Below are 16,447 nucleotides of genomic sequence, written 5' to 3' on the forward strand. Positions count from 1 at the left end.
GGGCCTTTAAACGACACAAAAACAGAAGACAAACCTTAAAAATTATGAAAAAGATCTATCTATTTCTGGCGCTGGCATTGGTGGTGCTGAGCCAAGGAGCCGTTTCGGCACAAGGAGTGCTGACCTTTGAAAAAGACACCCATGACTTTGGAAACATTGCAGAGGGCCCTGTGGCTTCTTACGAGTTCAAAGTAAAAAACACCGGAAACCAGCCGGTTATCATCTCTCATGTGCAGGCCTCCTGCGGATGTACCACTCCTGAATGGACCAAAGAAGCCATCTTACCCGGTAAAACCGGAATCGTGAAAGCCGGCTATAACAGTGCCGGTCGTCCTGGCGTTTTCACCAAATCGTTAACTGTTACCTCTAACGGTACGCCAGATACCCAAACCCTTTTCATTAAAGGAACCGTGGTAGACAAGGCCGCCACCCCTGCTGCCAGTGCCCAGGAAATTGCCAGCTCTCCAAAAATCCAATTGACCAGCTCTTCCTATGATTTCGGTAAATTGGAAAAAGGCCAGAAAGCCACCGCTAAATTCACCCTTAAAAACACCGGCAAAAGCGATCTTAAGATCACCGGAATCCAGACGGCCTGCAATTGCGTAGCTTACAAGGCCAGCCCTTCTGTGGTTAAGGCAGGACAATCTGCAAAGTTGGAACTTATTTACAGCCCTCAGGTGTTGCAGGATAGAATAGAGCAAGTAACCCTTCTCTCAAATGACATTACCGGCGCTTCTGCCACCCTTACCTTAAAGGCCAAAGTGGTAGAAAGTCTAGCCAAACAAAACACCGTAAAGCTTCAAAAGGCCAGCGTGCCCTTTAAATAGATTTTTCATAGTTTTATTTTGTACTAATGGCAGTAACTAAGTTGCTGCCTTTTTTTATGCCTTTCTGTTTTGGGCCTGTTTTGAGAAAAACGGCTTATAAATGGCAATTCCCAAACAAACGTTAATTTAATCAACCTGTTCATTGCTAAAATACTAGCAGGTTGATGTATATTTGAGCACTTTTTCACCACCTTATAAAAAGTACTACAATGATTATTGGTCTTCCTAAGGAGATAAAAAACAACGAGAACCGCGTAGCCCTTACCCCAGGTGGCGTAGCGGAATTTGTAAAAAACGGTCATACCGTCTATGTGCAGGCAACTGCCGGTGATGGAAGCGGTTTCCCGGATGCGGAATATGTGAGCGCTGGCGCTTCCATCCTACCCACCATTGAGGAAGTGTACGCCATTGCCGAAATGATTGTAAAAGTGAAGGAGCCCATTGAGCAGGAATACTCGCTCATCAAAGAAGGCCAGTTATTGTTTACGTATTTCCACTTTGCCTCTTATGAGCCGCTTACGCACGCCATGATTGAGCGCAAAGCCACCTGCCTTGCCTACGAGACTGTTGAATTGAAAGACCGTTCCCTGCCGTTGCTTATTCCTATGAGCGAAGTGGCCGGTAGAATGGCTCCCCAAGAAGGTGCCAAATATTTAGAGAAGCCTTTGAAAGGCCGTGGTATTCTGTTAGGCGGCGTACCCGGTGTGAAGCCAGCCAACGTGTTGGTTCTGGGAGGCGGTATCGTAGGAACCCAGGCCGCTAAGATTTCTGCGGGCTTAGGCGCCAACGTCACCATTATGGACATCAGCTTGAAGCGTCTGCGCGAGTTGGATGACATCATGCCGGCCAACGTAAACACCCAAGTTTCCAACCATTACAACATCAAGGAAGCTATCAAAACCTCTGATCTGATCATTGGGGCCGTCCTGATCCCGGGCGCGAAAGCTCCTAACCTGATCACCCGTGACATGCTGAAAGACATGCGCCCAGGTACGGTTTTAGTGGACGTGGCCGTTGACCAGGGAGGTTGCATTGAAACCTGCAAGCCTACCACCCATGAGAACCCAACCTTCATCATTGATGACGTAGTTCACTACTGCGTGGCCAACATGCCGGGCGCGGTTCCTTATACCTCTACACTTGCCTTGACTAACGCCACCCTTCCGTATGCCCTGCTTTTGGCCAACAAAGGCTGGAAACAAGCATGCCTGGAGCGTGACGAGCTGAGACTTGGACTGAACGTGGTAAACGGTAAGGTAGTGTATCCTGGCGTTGCCGAAGCCTTCAACCTGCCTTTGACAGACGTAGCCGAAGTTCTGGCGTAAGCAAGATTCTCCTGTCTAAGCAACCGAAAGGCGCTTCCTGTTATGCGGGAAGCGCCTTTTGTATTTATAAAAAGGTAGGGATAATCAGCTGGGCAAGTTTTTGAAGGAGGAGCCTTTTCCTAAAAATCCGTTTTAGGGCTGATTTCCGGAAAAGAGGGCAAAAACGACAGCGGCGTGACCTGGGTGGTGCCAGGCGCCACATGCCAGCAGAAATGGTCGCGGCCGTTGCTCACCATGAGGTAGGGCGCCGCAATGGATTGGTTGTAAACGGCTACCTGTTGTACTGTGGCCTGGGAAATGGGCACATGCGCGGCCTTGCACTCCACTAGCAGTAAGGGGGCTCCCTCAGACGAATAAACCCGTAAATCGGTGCGCTTCTGCAGCTTGTTGAATTTGGTGCCCCGCTCCACGCTCATGAGAGATAAAGGGTAGTATAGATGGGCGTATAACAAATGGATGATGTGCTGTCGTACCCATTCCTCTGGGGTCAGGAGCACATATTTGCGCCGTACCAGGTCCAGAATATAAGTATTCCCTCCAGAATCCTTAAGTTTGTAAGAATAAGCAGGCAAAGAAAGCGGTTCCATACCTCAAATGTACAAAGTTGCCCGCACAGCTTCCGTTTATGGGCCGTTTTTCTTAAATTAGAATGAAACCAAGACTATGAAAACAAAAAAAGAGATTGTAGAGAACTGGCTCCCCCGGTACACGGGCAGGCCATTAAATGAGTTCGGCGAATATATCCTGCTCACCAACTTCATCAATTACGTGGTCATGTTTGCTGACCAGTTTGGCGTGGAGATAAAGGGAACCGATAAGCCCATGCAAACCGCTACCGCGGAGAATATCACCATCATCAACTTCGGGATGGGAAGCGCCATGGCGGCTACCGTGATGGACCTGCTGTCAGCGGTAAAGCCTAAGGCTGCGCTGTTCCTGGGTAAATGCGGCGGACTGAAGAAATCCAAGTTGGGTGACCTGATCCTGCCCATCGCGGCAATCAGGGGTGAAGGTACCTCAGATGATTACCTGCCACCAGAAATCCCGGCCCTTCCCTCCTTCCGCCTGCAGCGCGCCGTTTCCTCCATGATCAAGAAGCACGAGCTGGATTACTGGACCGGGACCGTGTATACCACCAACCGCCGGGTGTGGGAGCATGACGAAGAGTTTAAGGAATACCTGCTGTCCATCAGGGCGCTGGGGGTAGACATGGAAACCGCCACCATCTTTGTGGTTGGGTTCATAAACGAGATTCCGCACGGCGCCCTGTTGTTGGTGTCTGATAACCCCATGACCCCAGACGGCGTGAAAACCGCCGAAAGCGACTTGCGCATCACCGCAGACTATGTTACCAAACACTTGCAGATAGGCATTGACTCTTTGCTGGAACTGCGTGACTCTGGTGAATCTGTGAAACACCTACGCTATGATTAAAAGAGTGGCTCCCCTGGGCGTCTCCGCCCTTCTGTGCCTTTCCCTGTTCAGCGCCTGCCAGCAAGGCCAAAAGGCCGATTTGTTGGTGTACAACGCCACGGTCTACACGGTAAACGAAGGGTTTGATAAAGCCCAGGCGTTTGCCGTGAAAGAAGGCAAGATTCTGGAAGTAGGCTCCTCAGAGGCCCTACGCAAGAAATACCAGGCCGCTGAAGAGGTTGACGCCCATGGCAAGCCGGTGTACCCCGGCCTGATTGACGCGCATGCCCACTTCTATGGGTATGCAGGCAACCAACGGGAGGCAGACCTAACCGGCACCACTTCCTTTGCCGAGGTAGTGCAGCGGTTACAGGCGCATCAGAAAAACAACCCGCAGGCTGCCTGGCTCACCGGCCGCGGCTGGGACCAGAACGATTGGCAGGTAAAGCAATTCCCCACCAAGGACACGCTAGACCAATTGTTCCCAAACCTTCCGGTTATTATTGAGCGGGTAGACGGCCACGCCTCCCTGGCGAACCAAAAAGCCCTGGATCTGGGAGGGGTAACCCCACAAACCACCATTACCGGGGGCAAAGTGGAAGTTAAAAACGGGAAACTGACGGGTATTCTGGTAGACAAAGCTGCCGACCAGGTAGTAGCTAAAATCCCGGCGCCTTCCGCCGCCGAGCTAACCCGGGCCTTGAAAAAAGCTGAGCAGAACATATTTGAGGTAGGCCTTACCACGGTAGTGGACGCGGGCCTATCCAAATACGCCGTTAACCTGATAGATTCCCTGCAAAAGAAAGGCGAGCTGAACCTGCGGGTTTACGCCATGCTTACTCCCAGCCAGGAAAACAAGGACCATTACTTTAAGACAGGCCCGTACACCACAAATAAGCTGAACGTGCGCTCCTTTAAAGTATACGGTGACGGCGCCCTTGGCTCAAGAGGAGCCTGCCTGATTCACCCCTATTCTGACCGACCCACTGAAAGCGGTTTTCTGTTAGAGACGGTGCAGGAATACAAGGACCTGGCAGCCCAGATGTACGAGCACAACTTCCAGATGAACACCCATGCTATTGGAGACTCTGCCAACCGGTTGATCCTGCAGATTTACGGAGACAACCTGAAGGGCAAGAACGACCGCCGCTGGCGCGTGGAGCATGCCCAGGTGGTAAACCCAACGGATGTGCCACTGTTCGGAAAATTCAGTATCCTGCCCTCGGTGCAGCCTACCCACGCCACCTCAGATATGTACTGGGCCGGTGAACGCCTGGGCATGGACCGGGTAAAACATGCCTATGCTTTCAAGGCCTTGTTGCAGCAAAACAACATGATTCCGTTAGGGTCAGATTTCCCGGTGGAGCACATCAACCCGTTGTATGGGTTTCACTCAGCGGTTGCCAGACAAGATGCTAAGAACTACCCGATTGGGGGCTTCCAGATGGAGAATGCCTTGAGCCGCGAAGAAGCCTTAAAAGGAACCACTATTTGGGCCGCCTACGCCAACTTTGAGGAGAAGGTTAAAGGCAGTATTGAGCCCGGCAAAATGGCCGACTTCGTTATTCTGGACCAGGATATCATGACCATTAAGCCGGAAGCCATTAGAAATGTGAAAGTGCTTTCCACTTATTTAGGCGGGAAAAAGATGTACAGCCGCAATTAGCGTTTTACGCCTGTTTTCGGTAAAACGGCCCCAAAACAGAAAAGGCTCCCGGCGCATTGCCGGGAGCCTTTTCTGTTTAATAAAGTTCGTTGGTTTAAGCGGCTTGGGCTACCATGGGCGACAGCTTGCGCGTTCTAATGGAAAACAATAGCGCTAAACCTATCACAAAGAACACCAGCAACGTTAAGATACTGTTGCGCATAGAGCCAAAGATCTGCTCCGTGATCCCGAAAGAAAGCGTACCCAGCGCCAGTCCTACCTTGTCACAGATGTCATAGAAGCTAAAGAAAGAGGCATGGTCGGTGGTTTCAGGGAGAAGTTTGCTGTAAGTAGACCGAGACAAGGCCTGCACCCCACCCATAACCGCACCTACCACTACCGCCAGTAAGTAATACTGATTCCCGGTGGTCACGAAATAGGCCCCAATGGTAATGCCTACCCAAACCAAGACCGCCCACATCAGCGCCATGGTGTTGCCTACCCTTCCCGAGAACCAGGCAAAGAAATAGGCCCCGGCAATGGCCACGGCTTGAATGATCAACAACACCGTAATAAGGGCATTGTCTGGCAACATCAGCTCTTTTGACCCGAACAAGGAGGCTACGTACATTACTGTCTGCACCCCCATGTTATAGAAGAAGAAAGCCATCAGGAATCGCTTCAGCAGAGGCAATTCCTTCAGCATCCTGAACACCTTGCCCAGTTCTTTAAAGCCGTTCAATAAATAACTGCCTTCTGGCTTCTTGTGGTAGGGGTTGCTGGGCAGATAAGCGAAGGAATACTGGGAGAACCCAAACCACCACAGACCGGTCATCAGAAAGGAGATCCTGGCCGGTAGCGAGGAATCCTCAATCCCAAACCAATCTGCCTTTAGCACCAGCACCAGGGAAACAATCAGCAGAATCATACTGCCAATATACCCCAGTGAAAATCCTCGGGCACTTAGCTTGTCAAAATTCTCCTCGGTGGCTATTTCTGGCAGATAGGCATTGTAAAACACAATACTACCGCTGTAGCCAATGGCTGCAATCATAAACAGCAACACAGACAGCGAGAAAGTTTGCTCCGTGAAAAAAAAAAGCCCCATACAGGCCAGGGAGCCCATATAGCAGAAAAAGCGCATAAAGGCCTTCTTGTTCCCCCCGTAATCGGCGATAGCCGTAAGGATAGGGCTCAAGAACGCAATGGTGAGGAAGGCGCCCGTTAAGGCGTAACTGTACAACACCGAGGCAGAGATGTCATACCCGAAGAAACTGACCATGTCCGTATTCTCCTTTCGGGTGAGCGCTACGTAATAGATAGGAAATATAGCGGTGGTAATGACCAGGGAATAAACAGAGTTTGCCCAGTCATAGAAACACCAGGCACGCATTACCTTCGGGTTGTTTTTTGGATCAGATGGAATCATAGGAGGGTACCATTGTAAAGAATGGTGCATTTTAGCTTCTAGTTAAGCAAAAGAACGCACATATAAGTGATTGGTTCTCATTTTAAGTTGGAAACTTAGGATGACGTTGCGGTTCTTTTATCTTTGCATAACACTTAATCAGACTTTTATGGGTACAATTTTACATACCCAGGACCAGGAGCTTCAACTCCTGCTCAAAACAGATGAGGCGCGGTTCATGGAAACCCTGTTCAGGCAGTACTACACCCTACTCTGCCGGACTGCTGTGCGTTTTACCAAAGACCCTGACGCAGCCGAGGACCTGGTACAGGAAGTGTTCTGTAAAATCTGGCAGAACAGAGAGACCCTGGAAATCACCTCCTCTTTTAAAGCCTATTTGGTGCGTTCTGTCACCAACCAAGCACTCAACTACCTGGAGAAACAAAAAAGATTAGTACTATCTGAAGACACCTCGGCGTTTGAAGTTTCTTATTCTGTGAACACCACCATGCAGTTGATGGAGGGCAAGGAGATGGAAACCCGTATTCAGACCGCTTTGGGTACGCTGCCCCCGCAATGCCGGGTGATTTTTGAAATGAGTAGGTTTGAGGAGCTAACCTACAAAGAGATAGCAGATTCCCTGGACCTTTCCCCTAAAACGGTGGAAAACCAAATGGGAAAAGCCCTCAGGATTCTGCGCGAACTGCTTCTCTCCTTATTATTAGGTTTCTCAGTTTCAATGGGTTTAGCAGAGGTCATTAAAACAAATATCTTAATTTAACTATTTCTTTAAGTAGACATAGGGGTTACTCCTTCTTTAACTGTCTAATAGACAACATGGCATACTTATTACAAGACACCCAAGAGAACCCAGAATGGGTTTTAATGGCTAAAGCCCTACGGGGAGAGCTGTCAGGGGAAGAGCAACAGGAGTTTTCTGCCTGGTTGAACGAAGACGAGGCCCATACGCAGCAATGGGTAAAAGCCCTTGCCGTTTGGGAAGAGGTAGGCACCGAGCAGAGTGATTCCTTTACCCCAAACCTGGAGAACGCCTGGTCCTCTTTCTGTGGTAAAGCAGACTTTAAAGCGACAGCGCCTGTGGCTAATGCGACTACAGTCCCTGCAGAAACCGTGGTGCGCCCGATGTTTGCCTGGAACACCTTATATAAATATGCCGCCGCCCTGGTGTTGGCCGCCGGTTTGGCCTGGGTAGCCTATCTGCAATTGAACACTTCCCCTCAATGGCTTCAAGTAGCCACTGTATCTGGGGAAAGAAAGATGTTTTATCTGCCAGACAGCAGCCAGGTAACCTTAAACGCCAACTCCACGCTGCGGTACCAGGCCGCCTTTATGGGCGCTGAGCGGAAGGTAGAATTATCCGGGGAAGGTTTTTTTGAGGTAAAAAGAAACCCCAGCCAACCATTTGTGGTGGTGAGCGGCACCGCTCAAACCAAGGTGTTAGGCACCTCTTTTAACGTGCGTGCCCTGGTTAGTGAGCAGGAAATAAAAGTAGCCGTTGTTACCGGTAAAGTTGGTTTCTCTTCCTTGAAAACTCAAAAGCAAGTGGTCCTTACACCCGGGTTCACAGGCGTGCTTACCAAGGAGGGCCAGATTGCCAAAACAGAAACCACTTCGGCCTCGGCTCCTACCTGGAGAGCATTGGCCTTTAAAGGCAATACCCTGGCAAATGTAGCCTCCCAGTTGGAAGAGTATTTTAATGTGACCATTCAAATCCCTAACCAGAAATTGCGGCAATGCACCTTTACCGGCACCTTTGACCAACCTGACCTGCAGGAAATCTTACAGGTGGTGGCGGCTACCTCAGACTCAAAACTAGTAAAGACAGGAAACAAATCATTTACCTTTGAAGGCTCAGGCTGCCAATAACAGGGTTGGCCGCCATTGAGCCTTTCCACTTTTACCATGTATTTAAAATCCTTCCCCGTTTTCCTCCTGGTCCTTAGTTTGGCCGGAGTTTTTACTTCCTGTGACATTTTAGGCAATGGCCCTTGCCTGGAAGGGAAAGGCACCACCAAAACGGAAACCCGCGATGTTCCGGTCTTTAAAGGCGTGGACATGCGTCTGCCCGGCAACATACTTATCTCCCCCGGCCCTACCCAGGGAGTTTCTATTAAAGGTTTTTCCAACCTGTTGCCGGAAATTATCACAGAGGTAAATGGCACTACCCTGGTCATCAGGTCGCAGTCCTGCCTGGAGTATACCAACAGTGAAACCACTATTGAGATAAAATTGCCAGACCTGGAGAATGTAGAACTGAAGAGCTCAGCAGATGTAACCGTCCAGGCAGTTCCATCTTCTAAAAAACTCAGGTTAAGTATTTCTGGGTCAGGTTGTTTGAGGTATTCGGGTAACATTGCCCGTCTGAGCTTGTTGCATTCCGGTTCCGGAGATATCTTTTTGGATGGCACCGCCAACAGCCTGGAAAGCACCGTTAGCGGAGCAGGCAGAGTGAAAGGGTATTTCATGAAAGCAGATACTGGTAAAATCATGCTCACCAGTTCAGGCTACCAGCAGGTGTGGGCCAATAATTACCTGGATGCCACCACTACCGGCACAGGCAACATTTACTACCGTGGCCACCCCACCACCCTCATCACCTATTCCACCAGCTCCGGAAAGGTGGTGAATGATAACTAAACCTCATTTCCCATTATAAACAAGAAAGGCAGCTATAAGGCTGCCTTTCTTGTTTTACTTTATTTAGCATTTAAATTTCCTGAACCACTTATCTCCTAATCTCTTATTAAGAGCCATCCTATTAAATGAGGCGAGCTTAATTTAGATTTGCATTTTGGGCCTGTTTTCTCAAAAACAGGCCCAAAACAGGTTTATAGATACAAAAAAACCAGCCAAGGCTTCCAGGACAACTTGAATCTTATAGGATCTGCCAAAAGGAAGTCTAAGCCGAGAAATTAACTCCATCCCGTTTTAGGTCCATTTTTCAAAAAACAGGCTTAAAACGAATCCATATAAATTGTCCTCCGGTTACGGTTTTACTTTTTTCTTCAGGATTGCTTTATTCATGTTTGGCTTCTCCCATATTAATTTCCTGTTCAATTTTTTTACTATTCCTGAAATTCTGAACTTAGCGAAGTCATATTTTGCCACCTAGCGGCATTAAAAACTCATGTCTGGGGCTTTGCCAAAGTTCACTTCTACCCTGCTGTTCGTTTGCCTCATGTTCTTCTTTACCAGAAGTGCACAGGCTCAGACGTTTCAGAAGGGAACGGTAGTGAGCTTTCACTACCAAAACCAAACCCTGGAACAGGCATTAAAGGATCTTGAAACAAGGTACTCGCTTAATTTCTCTTTTAGCAACACCCAGGTTATCCTTTCCACTCCCCTTACCTGCCAAGCCTCTGGCCTGCCTTTAAAAAAGGCGCTGCAGTTGCTATGTGAATGTGCAGGCCTCACGTACCAGATCATTGGCGACCAGGTAGTTTTAAAATCAAGGCCCGGCACCCAAAAAACCTTATCCCTATCTGCCTACACGCAAACCTTGCGGGGGAAAATAGTGGATGCGGGGCTGAATAAACCCTTGATTGGGGCTACTGTCATTCTCACCTCCACAGAGCCGGAAAGAGCCATTAGCACCGGAGTAGACGGTTCCTTTGTATTTGAAAAAGTGCCTATTGGCAGGCATAAAATCAGGGCCACCTATTTAGGTTACCTGGATAATGAGACGGCCAATATTCTGGTAGTTTCTGGTAAGGAAACCGTGGTAACCATTATGCTGGAAGGGAGCACCATTGAAGAGGCCGAAGTGCTGGTGGTGGCCGAACGCGACAAAGATCTGCCCCAAAACCTATTGATTTCCTCCAGCGTGCATACCCTCCGGACCGATGAGATCAATAGGTTTGCCGGCTCCCGGCAAGACCCCAGCCGTATGGCCGCCAACTACGCTGGGGTTTCCAGCGCCTCAGACCAGAGAAACGATTTGATCGTGCGAGGCAACTCTCCCTTGGGGGTTCTCTGGAGGCTGGAAGGCGTGGAAATTCCTAACCCCAACCATTTCACCTTCACCCCTAATACCGGAGGCGCGTTTAGTCTACTCAACAATAACCTTCTGGCAAATTCAGATTTCCTGACCGGGGCCTTCCCCGCGGAATACGGCAACCGCATTGGGGCCGTCATGGATGTACGGTTACGGGAGGGGAACAGCAAAAAGATTGAGAACACCTTACAACTTGGCCTGAATGGCTTGGAAATGGTTACTGAAGGACCCCTGGTGAAAAAATGGGGCGGCTCTTTCTTGGGCAGCATACGGCTATTTACCTTCAGACCCCTTGAGAAGCTGGGCGTGGACATTGGGTATGAAGGGTTGCCTCGCTTCCAGGATGGCGCCTTTAAATTGGTTCTCCCTACGCCAAAGGCCGGAAAATTTGCGGCCTGGGGAATTGCAGGAAGCAGCAACGTGACCATCTATGACATAGACAAGGACACTACCACTTGGGGGAAGGTAAGGTACCGGCTGGAACCTACCTTGAATAACCAGATGTACGCCTTTGGACTGCACCACACCTATTCACTGTTCCCCAAAACCGTTACAGAGGTAATAGTGTCCACCTCCGGAAGTCAGGTAGAGGCTACCAGCAATGCCACCTTCCGCAACCTGCAGAAACGGCTTTTCTATTACCTCCGCAATTACGAGCAACAGCTTATCACCAAATTCAACCTCACCCATAAACCCAACCACAAACTCCTTTTCAAAAGCGGGCTTACCTGGCAGAAGATGTATTACAATAACCAGGAGATCATGTACCAGGACCTGAGGGACGTGTATGAGATTCCTTTGGATGCCCAGGGATCGGCCTCCTTATGGCAAGGGTACATTTTAGGGAAATACAATCTTTCGCCGCGCTTTGATCTGCAGGCAGGCCTTTATTCACAGAGGTTCTCCATTGGGAAAAGGCTTTCTGTGGAGCCCCGCCTTTCACTGGATTTTTTTATCACAGATGCCCACCGTCTTTTCCTTTCCGGCGGTATGCAGAGCCAGACGCAACCGCTGGTATACTATGAATACCGGTTCTTCTCTCAGGAGACCGCTGAGTTCAACCAACCCTACAACAAACTGGATTTTACCCGAAGCAAACAGGTGGTGCTTGGCTATAACTATAAAATCAACCCAGACCTACGCTTTAAAGCGGAAACCTATTTCCAATACCACCATAAAGTACCGGTAAGTAAAAGAGAGGGCGAAGAGGCATTTTCCATGCTGAACCTGGGCACTGACTACACATTTGTTACCGTTGACAGTGTGGTTAGCAAAGGAACGGGCCGCAACTACGGCCTGGAACTGACTCTGGAGCGTTTCCCTAAAAACGGATTCTACGCCTTAGGAAACCTTACCCTGCTGCAGTCACGGTATGCCGGCGGAGACGGAAAGATAAGGCCAACCACCTTCAGCGTTGGGTTTATCTCCAATTTATTAGTGGGGAAGGAAATTGATCTGGATCTTGAAAAACGCCACCATCTTTCCTTGGATCTGCGGGTAAATTACACAGGAGGAAGAAGGATAATTCCGATAGATGAGGAGAGAACTATCAATGAACCAACTGATAAGATTTATTTTGATGTCAAGAACGCCTACTTACCCCAATTAAAGAATTATTTCAGGGCAGACATTCGCTTTTCTTACCAGCTAAATACCCTTAAAACCACCCATTGGATTTATGCTGCCGCAGATAATTTCTTAAACAGCAGAAATGAATTATACTACGGATGGGATTTAGAAGAAAATAAAGCTAAAAAGTATTACCAGTTAGGTATTTATCCCTATCTAGGGTATAGAATTCAGTTTTAATTTAAATGACTATACCTAAAACAAATCATCTTTATTAGCCTCAGATATTACCCTTTCAAAAGTAGTTTTTCCCCATAATGTTTTTTACCTGCCAATTATTTTCTAACCGGTTTAGCTACCTGCAACCGTTGCAAAACCAATTCCCAAAGGTGTTCATACGGAATTATTTCTATCTCTGCGTAGGCATCTCCAGGAGGCGTGGTACGCTGTAATTTCTGATAGAGGTACAACCCTTTTTTGTGCGTTACCACGGGGTCAAAGTCAGACCTTACCATCACCGTCAGCAACTTAAAGAAGGCCCGGCTGCGTTCACTGAATGTGTCTTTAAAGTGGTTTTGGGCATATTTTTTCAGGGATTCTACCCGGTACTCCAGCGCCTCATGATCTGCGATGTCTAGGTAATACATTACCTGAAGAATAAGAATGGCTACGTTAAAGCCTTCTTTGTCTTTGCTATATGTAGGGGCATTCTGCACCAATGCCTGCCACTTAAACGGTTGGTCTTGCTGCGGGGCCACGTAATGAAGATATGCCTCAAAAAGAGACCACCTCTCCTGGGCCAGCCGGTTAATCTTTTTTATAAATGGGTTATTTTGAACTTGTTGCAACAAGCCATGGCCCAAAAGGTATTTTCTGGCATGAATGGCCAGGAGGGTATAATTCTCCATGAAGGCAAACCAGTTATTGCTAGCCGGGTTAAAGGAAGATAAATAGGTATTGGCTAATTCTAACCCTTCCTCCAGCTTTTTAGATCTCAAATGGGCATAAACCTGGATAAACTGGTTAAACCGTTCATCAAACCGCCTTGAAATAATCGGGTTATCCTGAATTAATTGACTTGATTGATTGGTAATTAATACAATCTCACTAAAATTACCAGTAAGTTCATGAAGCCAGATAGATAATCGGTAGTAATTATTAAATGTTTCAAAAGTTTGAGCCTGACACCATATTTGCTCCATCTTTCCAAGCACTTCATCAATTTGAAGTAAATAGTTTTTTCTGGCAGCTACTGAATGGCTTAATTCTATATTGGCTATCATAAAAAGCATTTCAGATTCCTGATCTGCTTCTAATTTTCCGGTCACATTCTTTAATTGCTGTAATACTTTATAAAATAAACTCCGCTCATTTATGTTTACATAGGACTGTAAAATAGACCTTAAACATAACGAAGAGATATAATTAAAGTCATACTCTATAGATTTGGATAAAATCTTTTTTAGGATTGGCAGGGCCAGGTCATTTGCCCCTGAATCTATGAACACCCTGGCTTGGTAGAACTTTGCAAGGCAATTCTGCTCCACTGAATGCGGAGACACTTTCCCGTTATTATTTTCATCTAAGAAAAAAAGCTGGTTCATTAGCTTCTTCCTTAAACGTGATTTGATCATTTTCAAACCGCTTACATCTTCCCCTTTTGTGTAAAGAATAGAATAGGCTGTTTGGTCATCAACTACATTCCCAGAAACTATTTCTTGGTATAATCGTTTCTCCTTTGACTTATTTGTAAAAATTTGCGAAGCTTTTCCAGTTCTTTTTTCAATAATTTGAATTAGCTTTTTTAATTCATCCATTTTCTTTCAGAGTAATATTTTTTCATAAATTGGCCGTCTAAAATTTAATCAGAATGCTAAGGAAATAATAAATCTTAATGACATACCCAAGCATGTTACTTATTATTAAAATTTGATTAAATTTTACTCATTAAACATACACTATCATTAAAATATTACCAATTAAAATTTAATTATTTATATTTTTTATAAATATAGTTATAGTTACGTATTCAGCAATTCTTTCCTTTATCACGCCCTTATGGGCCTTTATATTTGCAGTATACTTTAATTCAACTAAGCCATGCTAGATTTACTTCTTTCTCTGCTACTGCAACTTGCCCTTTTAAATGGTGGAACTGTAGAACAAAAGGATAAAAAAGAATCCACTACCACTACTACTTTTTCTACTACTTCAACTGGAACAACTAGTACTACTACTTCTACTACTGACGGAAGCACAAGTACTGACACTGGGACAGGTACAAGCGGTGGTGAAACCGGCTATGGTGGATCTGGAACCTGGGATACAAGAGACTAGAAAAATTTAGAAGTATAAGAAGAGAATTAAAAATTCTCCTTTCAATATTTTTTGGCTAAGGCTAATTGAGGCAAGTTTCGTAATATTGAGCAAGGCGTTCGCCTGAACTTTATGCTCCTTATGAAAAACTACTGCGCAAAGAGCCTTAGCTTTTTTTTTATCTGGCTTCTTTCCTGCTCTTCCCCTACCAAGGAAGCCAGCATTAGGGTAAGGTTCTCTCAGGACCCAGAATCCTTACACCCTTTAAGTTATGGGAATGCACCTGCGCTTCAGGTGTTAAACCTGATCTACCAAAGCCTTTTGACCATTGACCTAAGGGATAAATCCATCCAACCGCTGCTAGCTGGAGGGCTCCCTACCGTCCGTCGGGACGATTCCCTTTCTTATTTTACCTTCAAGCTTCGTCCCCAGGCCAAATGGGACAATGGAACGGCGGTCACCGCCTCAGATGTAGCTTTCTCTCTAAAACTACTACATAGCCCATTGCTGGACAATGAACGGTGGCGGGCTCAATTCAATTTTATTAAAGATATCATCATTCAGCCCGGTGACTCTGCCTCTTTTACGTTGGTTTGCCGTGGCTATACTCCAGAAATGCGGCTTATGACCGGTGATTTCTTTGTGTTGCCTGCGCATAGATTTGACCCTAAAGGTTTGCTGTCCAACATACCCTTTCATACCATCCGGCAAAAGTTTGATTCCTTGGCCTCTACGTCAACTTTTAAAACATATGCTGCCTTTTTAAACCAACCACAGTTTGCCAGGGATACTGCCTGGGTGAGAGGAAGCGGTCCTTACAAACTAAAATCCTGGAGAAACGGCCAGACGGTTGTCTTGGATAAAAAGCAAGGCTGGTGGGGGGACCAGGTAGCTAAAGAGGCTGAGATTTTACGGGCTACTCCAGGCAAAATTGTTTTCCAGATCATTCCAGATAACGCGGCCGCAATCATGGCCTTAAAAGCAGGCCAATTAGATCTGCTGGATGACATGCCCCTTGTTGCCTTCCAGGAAATGAAAAAGAATGAAAAGTATCAGAACAAATTCACCTTTTCATCCCCTTCTTCCTTTGATCTGGTCTTTCTAGGGATGAACGGTGACAAACCTTACCTTCAAGACAAACACACGCGCCAGGCTATTTCCCATATATTCAACGTGCCGCAAATTATAAACTCCCTTCAGGGGGGCTACGCTACTCCTTCGGTTGGGTTGGTTCATCCTGAAGAGAAACAGTATTATAATAAAGGACTATCTCCCGTTACCTATGACTTGAAAAAAGCCTCTCAGTTATTAGGGCAAGCTGGGTGGGTGAAAACATCAGAAGGGTGGCACAAGACCATAGCTAATCAAAGGCAGAAATTGGAGTTAGAAGTCATCCATAGAGCCGGCAATTCTGATTTTGAGCACCTGGCTATTCTTTTAAAGCAAAATGCACAGGCTATTGGCGTTCCGGTGACCATACAGGCGCTAGAGAGTAGCCAAATACGGGAAAGGTTAGACACCAAACAGTTTGATCTGTTTTTCAGAACCCTTTCCGGAAATCCTTTTTCCTATAACCTTATCCCTCTTTTACATACCTCTAATAAAGTGGAAGGAGGTTCTAATGTAACTGGTTTTGGGACGCCTGAAACGGACCAATTGCTGGAAAATATTGCCAGCGAGGAAGGCACAGAGCAAAAAGCGGTGCTTCTCAAAAAACTCCAGCAGGAGATGCAGGAACAGAGCAATTGGGTTTTCCTTTACTTTCTGCAGAACAAAATAGCCGTTTCTAAAAGGATTGACGCCGCGGTGGTTTCCTCTTTAAAACCGGGCTATGACCTGACCAAATTTACCTTTAAGAAGTAAGACGGCATGGCCCCCATTCGCCCCCTCAGGCAGCTGTTACAGTTGGTGGCTACGCTCTGGCTTATG

Annotated in this window: 13 protein-coding genes; 10 read left to right on the forward strand and 3 right to left on the reverse strand. The window is 47.0% G+C overall.

The annotated features are described in order from the left end of the window. Window positions 1-44: 44 nt before the first annotated feature. Window positions 45-827, forward strand: a complete 783-nt coding sequence (locus TH63_RS08625; protein ID WP_048920595.1) for a DUF1573 domain-containing protein — start codon at window positions 45-47, stop codon at window positions 825-827. A 209-nt stretch (window positions 828-1,036) separates the two neighbouring features. Beyond that, window positions 1,037-2,152: an alanine dehydrogenase gene (gene ald, locus TH63_RS08630; protein ID WP_048920596.1), complete on the forward strand. Its 1,116-nt coding sequence runs from the start codon at window positions 1,037-1,039 to the stop codon at window positions 2,150-2,152. A gap of 119 nt (window positions 2,153-2,271) precedes the next feature. Here ald and TH63_RS08635 read toward each other — a convergent pair whose 3' ends face one another. Further along, window positions 2,272-2,739 carry a type I restriction enzyme HsdR N-terminal domain-containing protein gene (locus TH63_RS08635; RefSeq protein ID WP_048920597.1) on the reverse strand — a complete coding sequence of 156 codons (468 nt, stop codon included), beginning with the start codon at window positions 2,737-2,739 and terminating at the stop codon, window positions 2,272-2,274. A gap of 76 nt (window positions 2,740-2,815) precedes the next feature. Between TH63_RS08635 and TH63_RS08640 the strand changes: the two genes are divergently transcribed. Together TH63_RS08640 and TH63_RS08645 are read left to right on the forward strand one after the other, a co-directional pair. Then, entirely contained in the window at window positions 2,816-3,586 is a 771-nt protein-coding gene (locus tag TH63_RS08640) for an AMP nucleosidase (RefSeq protein WP_048920598.1), read from the forward strand. Continuing rightward, on the forward strand, window positions 3,579-5,231 hold the full coding sequence (locus TH63_RS08645) for an amidohydrolase (protein ID WP_048920599.1): 1,653 nt from the start codon (window positions 3,579-3,581) through the stop codon (window positions 5,229-5,231). The genes TH63_RS08640 and TH63_RS08645 overlap by 8 nt, the downstream gene beginning before the upstream one ends. A 94-nt stretch (window positions 5,232-5,325) precedes the next feature. Here the strand turns inward: TH63_RS08645 and TH63_RS08650 are convergent, their stop codons facing one another. Beyond that, window positions 5,326-6,639, reverse strand: a complete 1,314-nt coding sequence (locus tag TH63_RS08650) for an MFS transporter (RefSeq protein ID WP_048920600.1) — start codon at window positions 6,637-6,639, stop codon at window positions 5,326-5,328. A gap of 148 nt (window positions 6,640-6,787) precedes the next feature. Between TH63_RS08650 and TH63_RS08655 the strand changes: the two genes are divergently transcribed. The 4 genes from TH63_RS08655 to TH63_RS08670 all read left to right on the forward strand — a co-directional run bounded on the left by TH63_RS08655 (window position 6,788) and on the right by TH63_RS08670 (window position 12,442). Next, window positions 6,788-7,399 (forward strand): RNA polymerase sigma-70 factor, encoded by a 612-nt coding sequence (locus tag TH63_RS08655; RefSeq protein WP_053093766.1) that lies wholly within the window; start codon window positions 6,788-6,790, stop codon window positions 7,397-7,399. Between the two features lie 56 nt (window positions 7,400-7,455). Further along, entirely contained in the window at window positions 7,456-8,505 is a 1,050-nt protein-coding gene (locus TH63_RS08660; RefSeq protein WP_048920601.1) for a FecR family protein, read from the forward strand. Window positions 8,506-8,541: 36 nt separating this feature from the next. Then, entirely contained in the window at window positions 8,542-9,276 is a 735-nt protein-coding gene (locus TH63_RS08665) for a head GIN domain-containing protein (protein ID WP_048920602.1), read from the forward strand. 490 nt (window positions 9,277-9,766) lie between these two features. Continuing rightward, window positions 9,767-12,442, forward strand: coding sequence for a TonB-dependent receptor (locus tag TH63_RS08670; RefSeq protein ID WP_082161604.1), 2,676 nt, complete (start codon window positions 9,767-9,769; stop codon window positions 12,440-12,442). 95 nt (window positions 12,443-12,537) lie between these two features. On the opposite strand, the gene TH63_RS08675 is transcribed toward TH63_RS08670, so the two are convergent. Then, window positions 12,538-14,019 (reverse strand): hypothetical protein, encoded by a 1,482-nt coding sequence (locus TH63_RS08675; RefSeq protein ID WP_048920604.1) that lies wholly within the window; start codon window positions 14,017-14,019, stop codon window positions 12,538-12,540. Between the two features lie 283 nt (window positions 14,020-14,302). Here TH63_RS08675 and TH63_RS20300 point away from each other — a divergent pair, with 283 nt between their 5' ends. Both TH63_RS20300 and TH63_RS08680 read left to right on the forward strand, forming a co-directional pair. Then, complete coding sequence (locus TH63_RS20300; protein WP_156180495.1) at window positions 14,303-14,539, forward strand: hypothetical protein; 237 nt, start codon at window positions 14,303-14,305, stop codon at window positions 14,537-14,539. 273 nt (window positions 14,540-14,812) lie between these two features. Continuing rightward, window positions 14,813-16,381, forward strand: a complete 1,569-nt coding sequence (locus TH63_RS08680) for an ABC transporter substrate-binding protein (protein ID WP_197088659.1) — start codon at window positions 14,813-14,815, stop codon at window positions 16,379-16,381. Window positions 16,382-16,447 lie beyond the last annotated feature (66 nt).

The organism is Rufibacter radiotolerans, assembly GCF_001078055.1.
GTDB lineage: Bacteria > Bacteroidota > Bacteroidia > Cytophagales > Hymenobacteraceae > Nibribacter > Nibribacter radiotolerans.

Excerpts from the sequence above, each read along its gene's own strand:
- ald (WP_048920596.1), top strand. The coding sequence starts at position 1,037 with ATGATTATTGGTCTTCCTAAGGAGATAAAAAACAACGAGAACCGCGTA.
- TH63_RS08670 (WP_082161604.1), top strand. The coding sequence starts at position 9,767 with ATGTCTGGGGCTTTGCCAAAGTTCACTTCTACCCTGCTGTTCGTTTGC.
- TH63_RS08665 (WP_048920602.1), top strand. The coding sequence starts at position 8,542 with ATGTATTTAAAATCCTTCCCCGTTTTCCTCCTGGTCCTTAGTTTGGCC.
- TH63_RS08655 (WP_053093766.1), top strand. The coding sequence starts at position 6,788 with ATGGGTACAATTTTACATACCCAGGACCAGGAGCTTCAACTCCTGCTC.
- TH63_RS08660 (WP_048920601.1), top strand. The coding sequence starts at position 7,456 with ATGGCATACTTATTACAAGACACCCAAGAGAACCCAGAATGGGTTTTA.
- TH63_RS20300 (WP_156180495.1), top strand. The coding sequence starts at position 14,303 with ATGCTAGATTTACTTCTTTCTCTGCTACTGCAACTTGCCCTTTTAAAT.
- TH63_RS08645 (WP_048920599.1), top strand. The coding sequence starts at position 3,579 with ATGATTAAAAGAGTGGCTCCCCTGGGCGTCTCCGCCCTTCTGTGCCTT.
- TH63_RS08640 (WP_048920598.1), top strand. The coding sequence starts at position 2,816 with ATGAAAACAAAAAAAGAGATTGTAGAGAACTGGCTCCCCCGGTACACG.
- TH63_RS08625 (WP_048920595.1), top strand. The coding sequence starts at position 45 with ATGAAAAAGATCTATCTATTTCTGGCGCTGGCATTGGTGGTGCTGAGC.
- TH63_RS08675 (WP_048920604.1), bottom strand. The coding sequence starts at position 14,019 with ATGGATGAATTAAAAAAGCTAATTCAAATTATTGAAAAAAGAACTGGA.
- TH63_RS08650 (WP_048920600.1), bottom strand. The coding sequence starts at position 6,639 with ATGATTCCATCTGATCCAAAAAACAACCCGAAGGTAATGCGTGCCTGG.
- TH63_RS08635 (WP_048920597.1), bottom strand. The coding sequence starts at position 2,739 with ATGGAACCGCTTTCTTTGCCTGCTTATTCTTACAAACTTAAGGATTCT.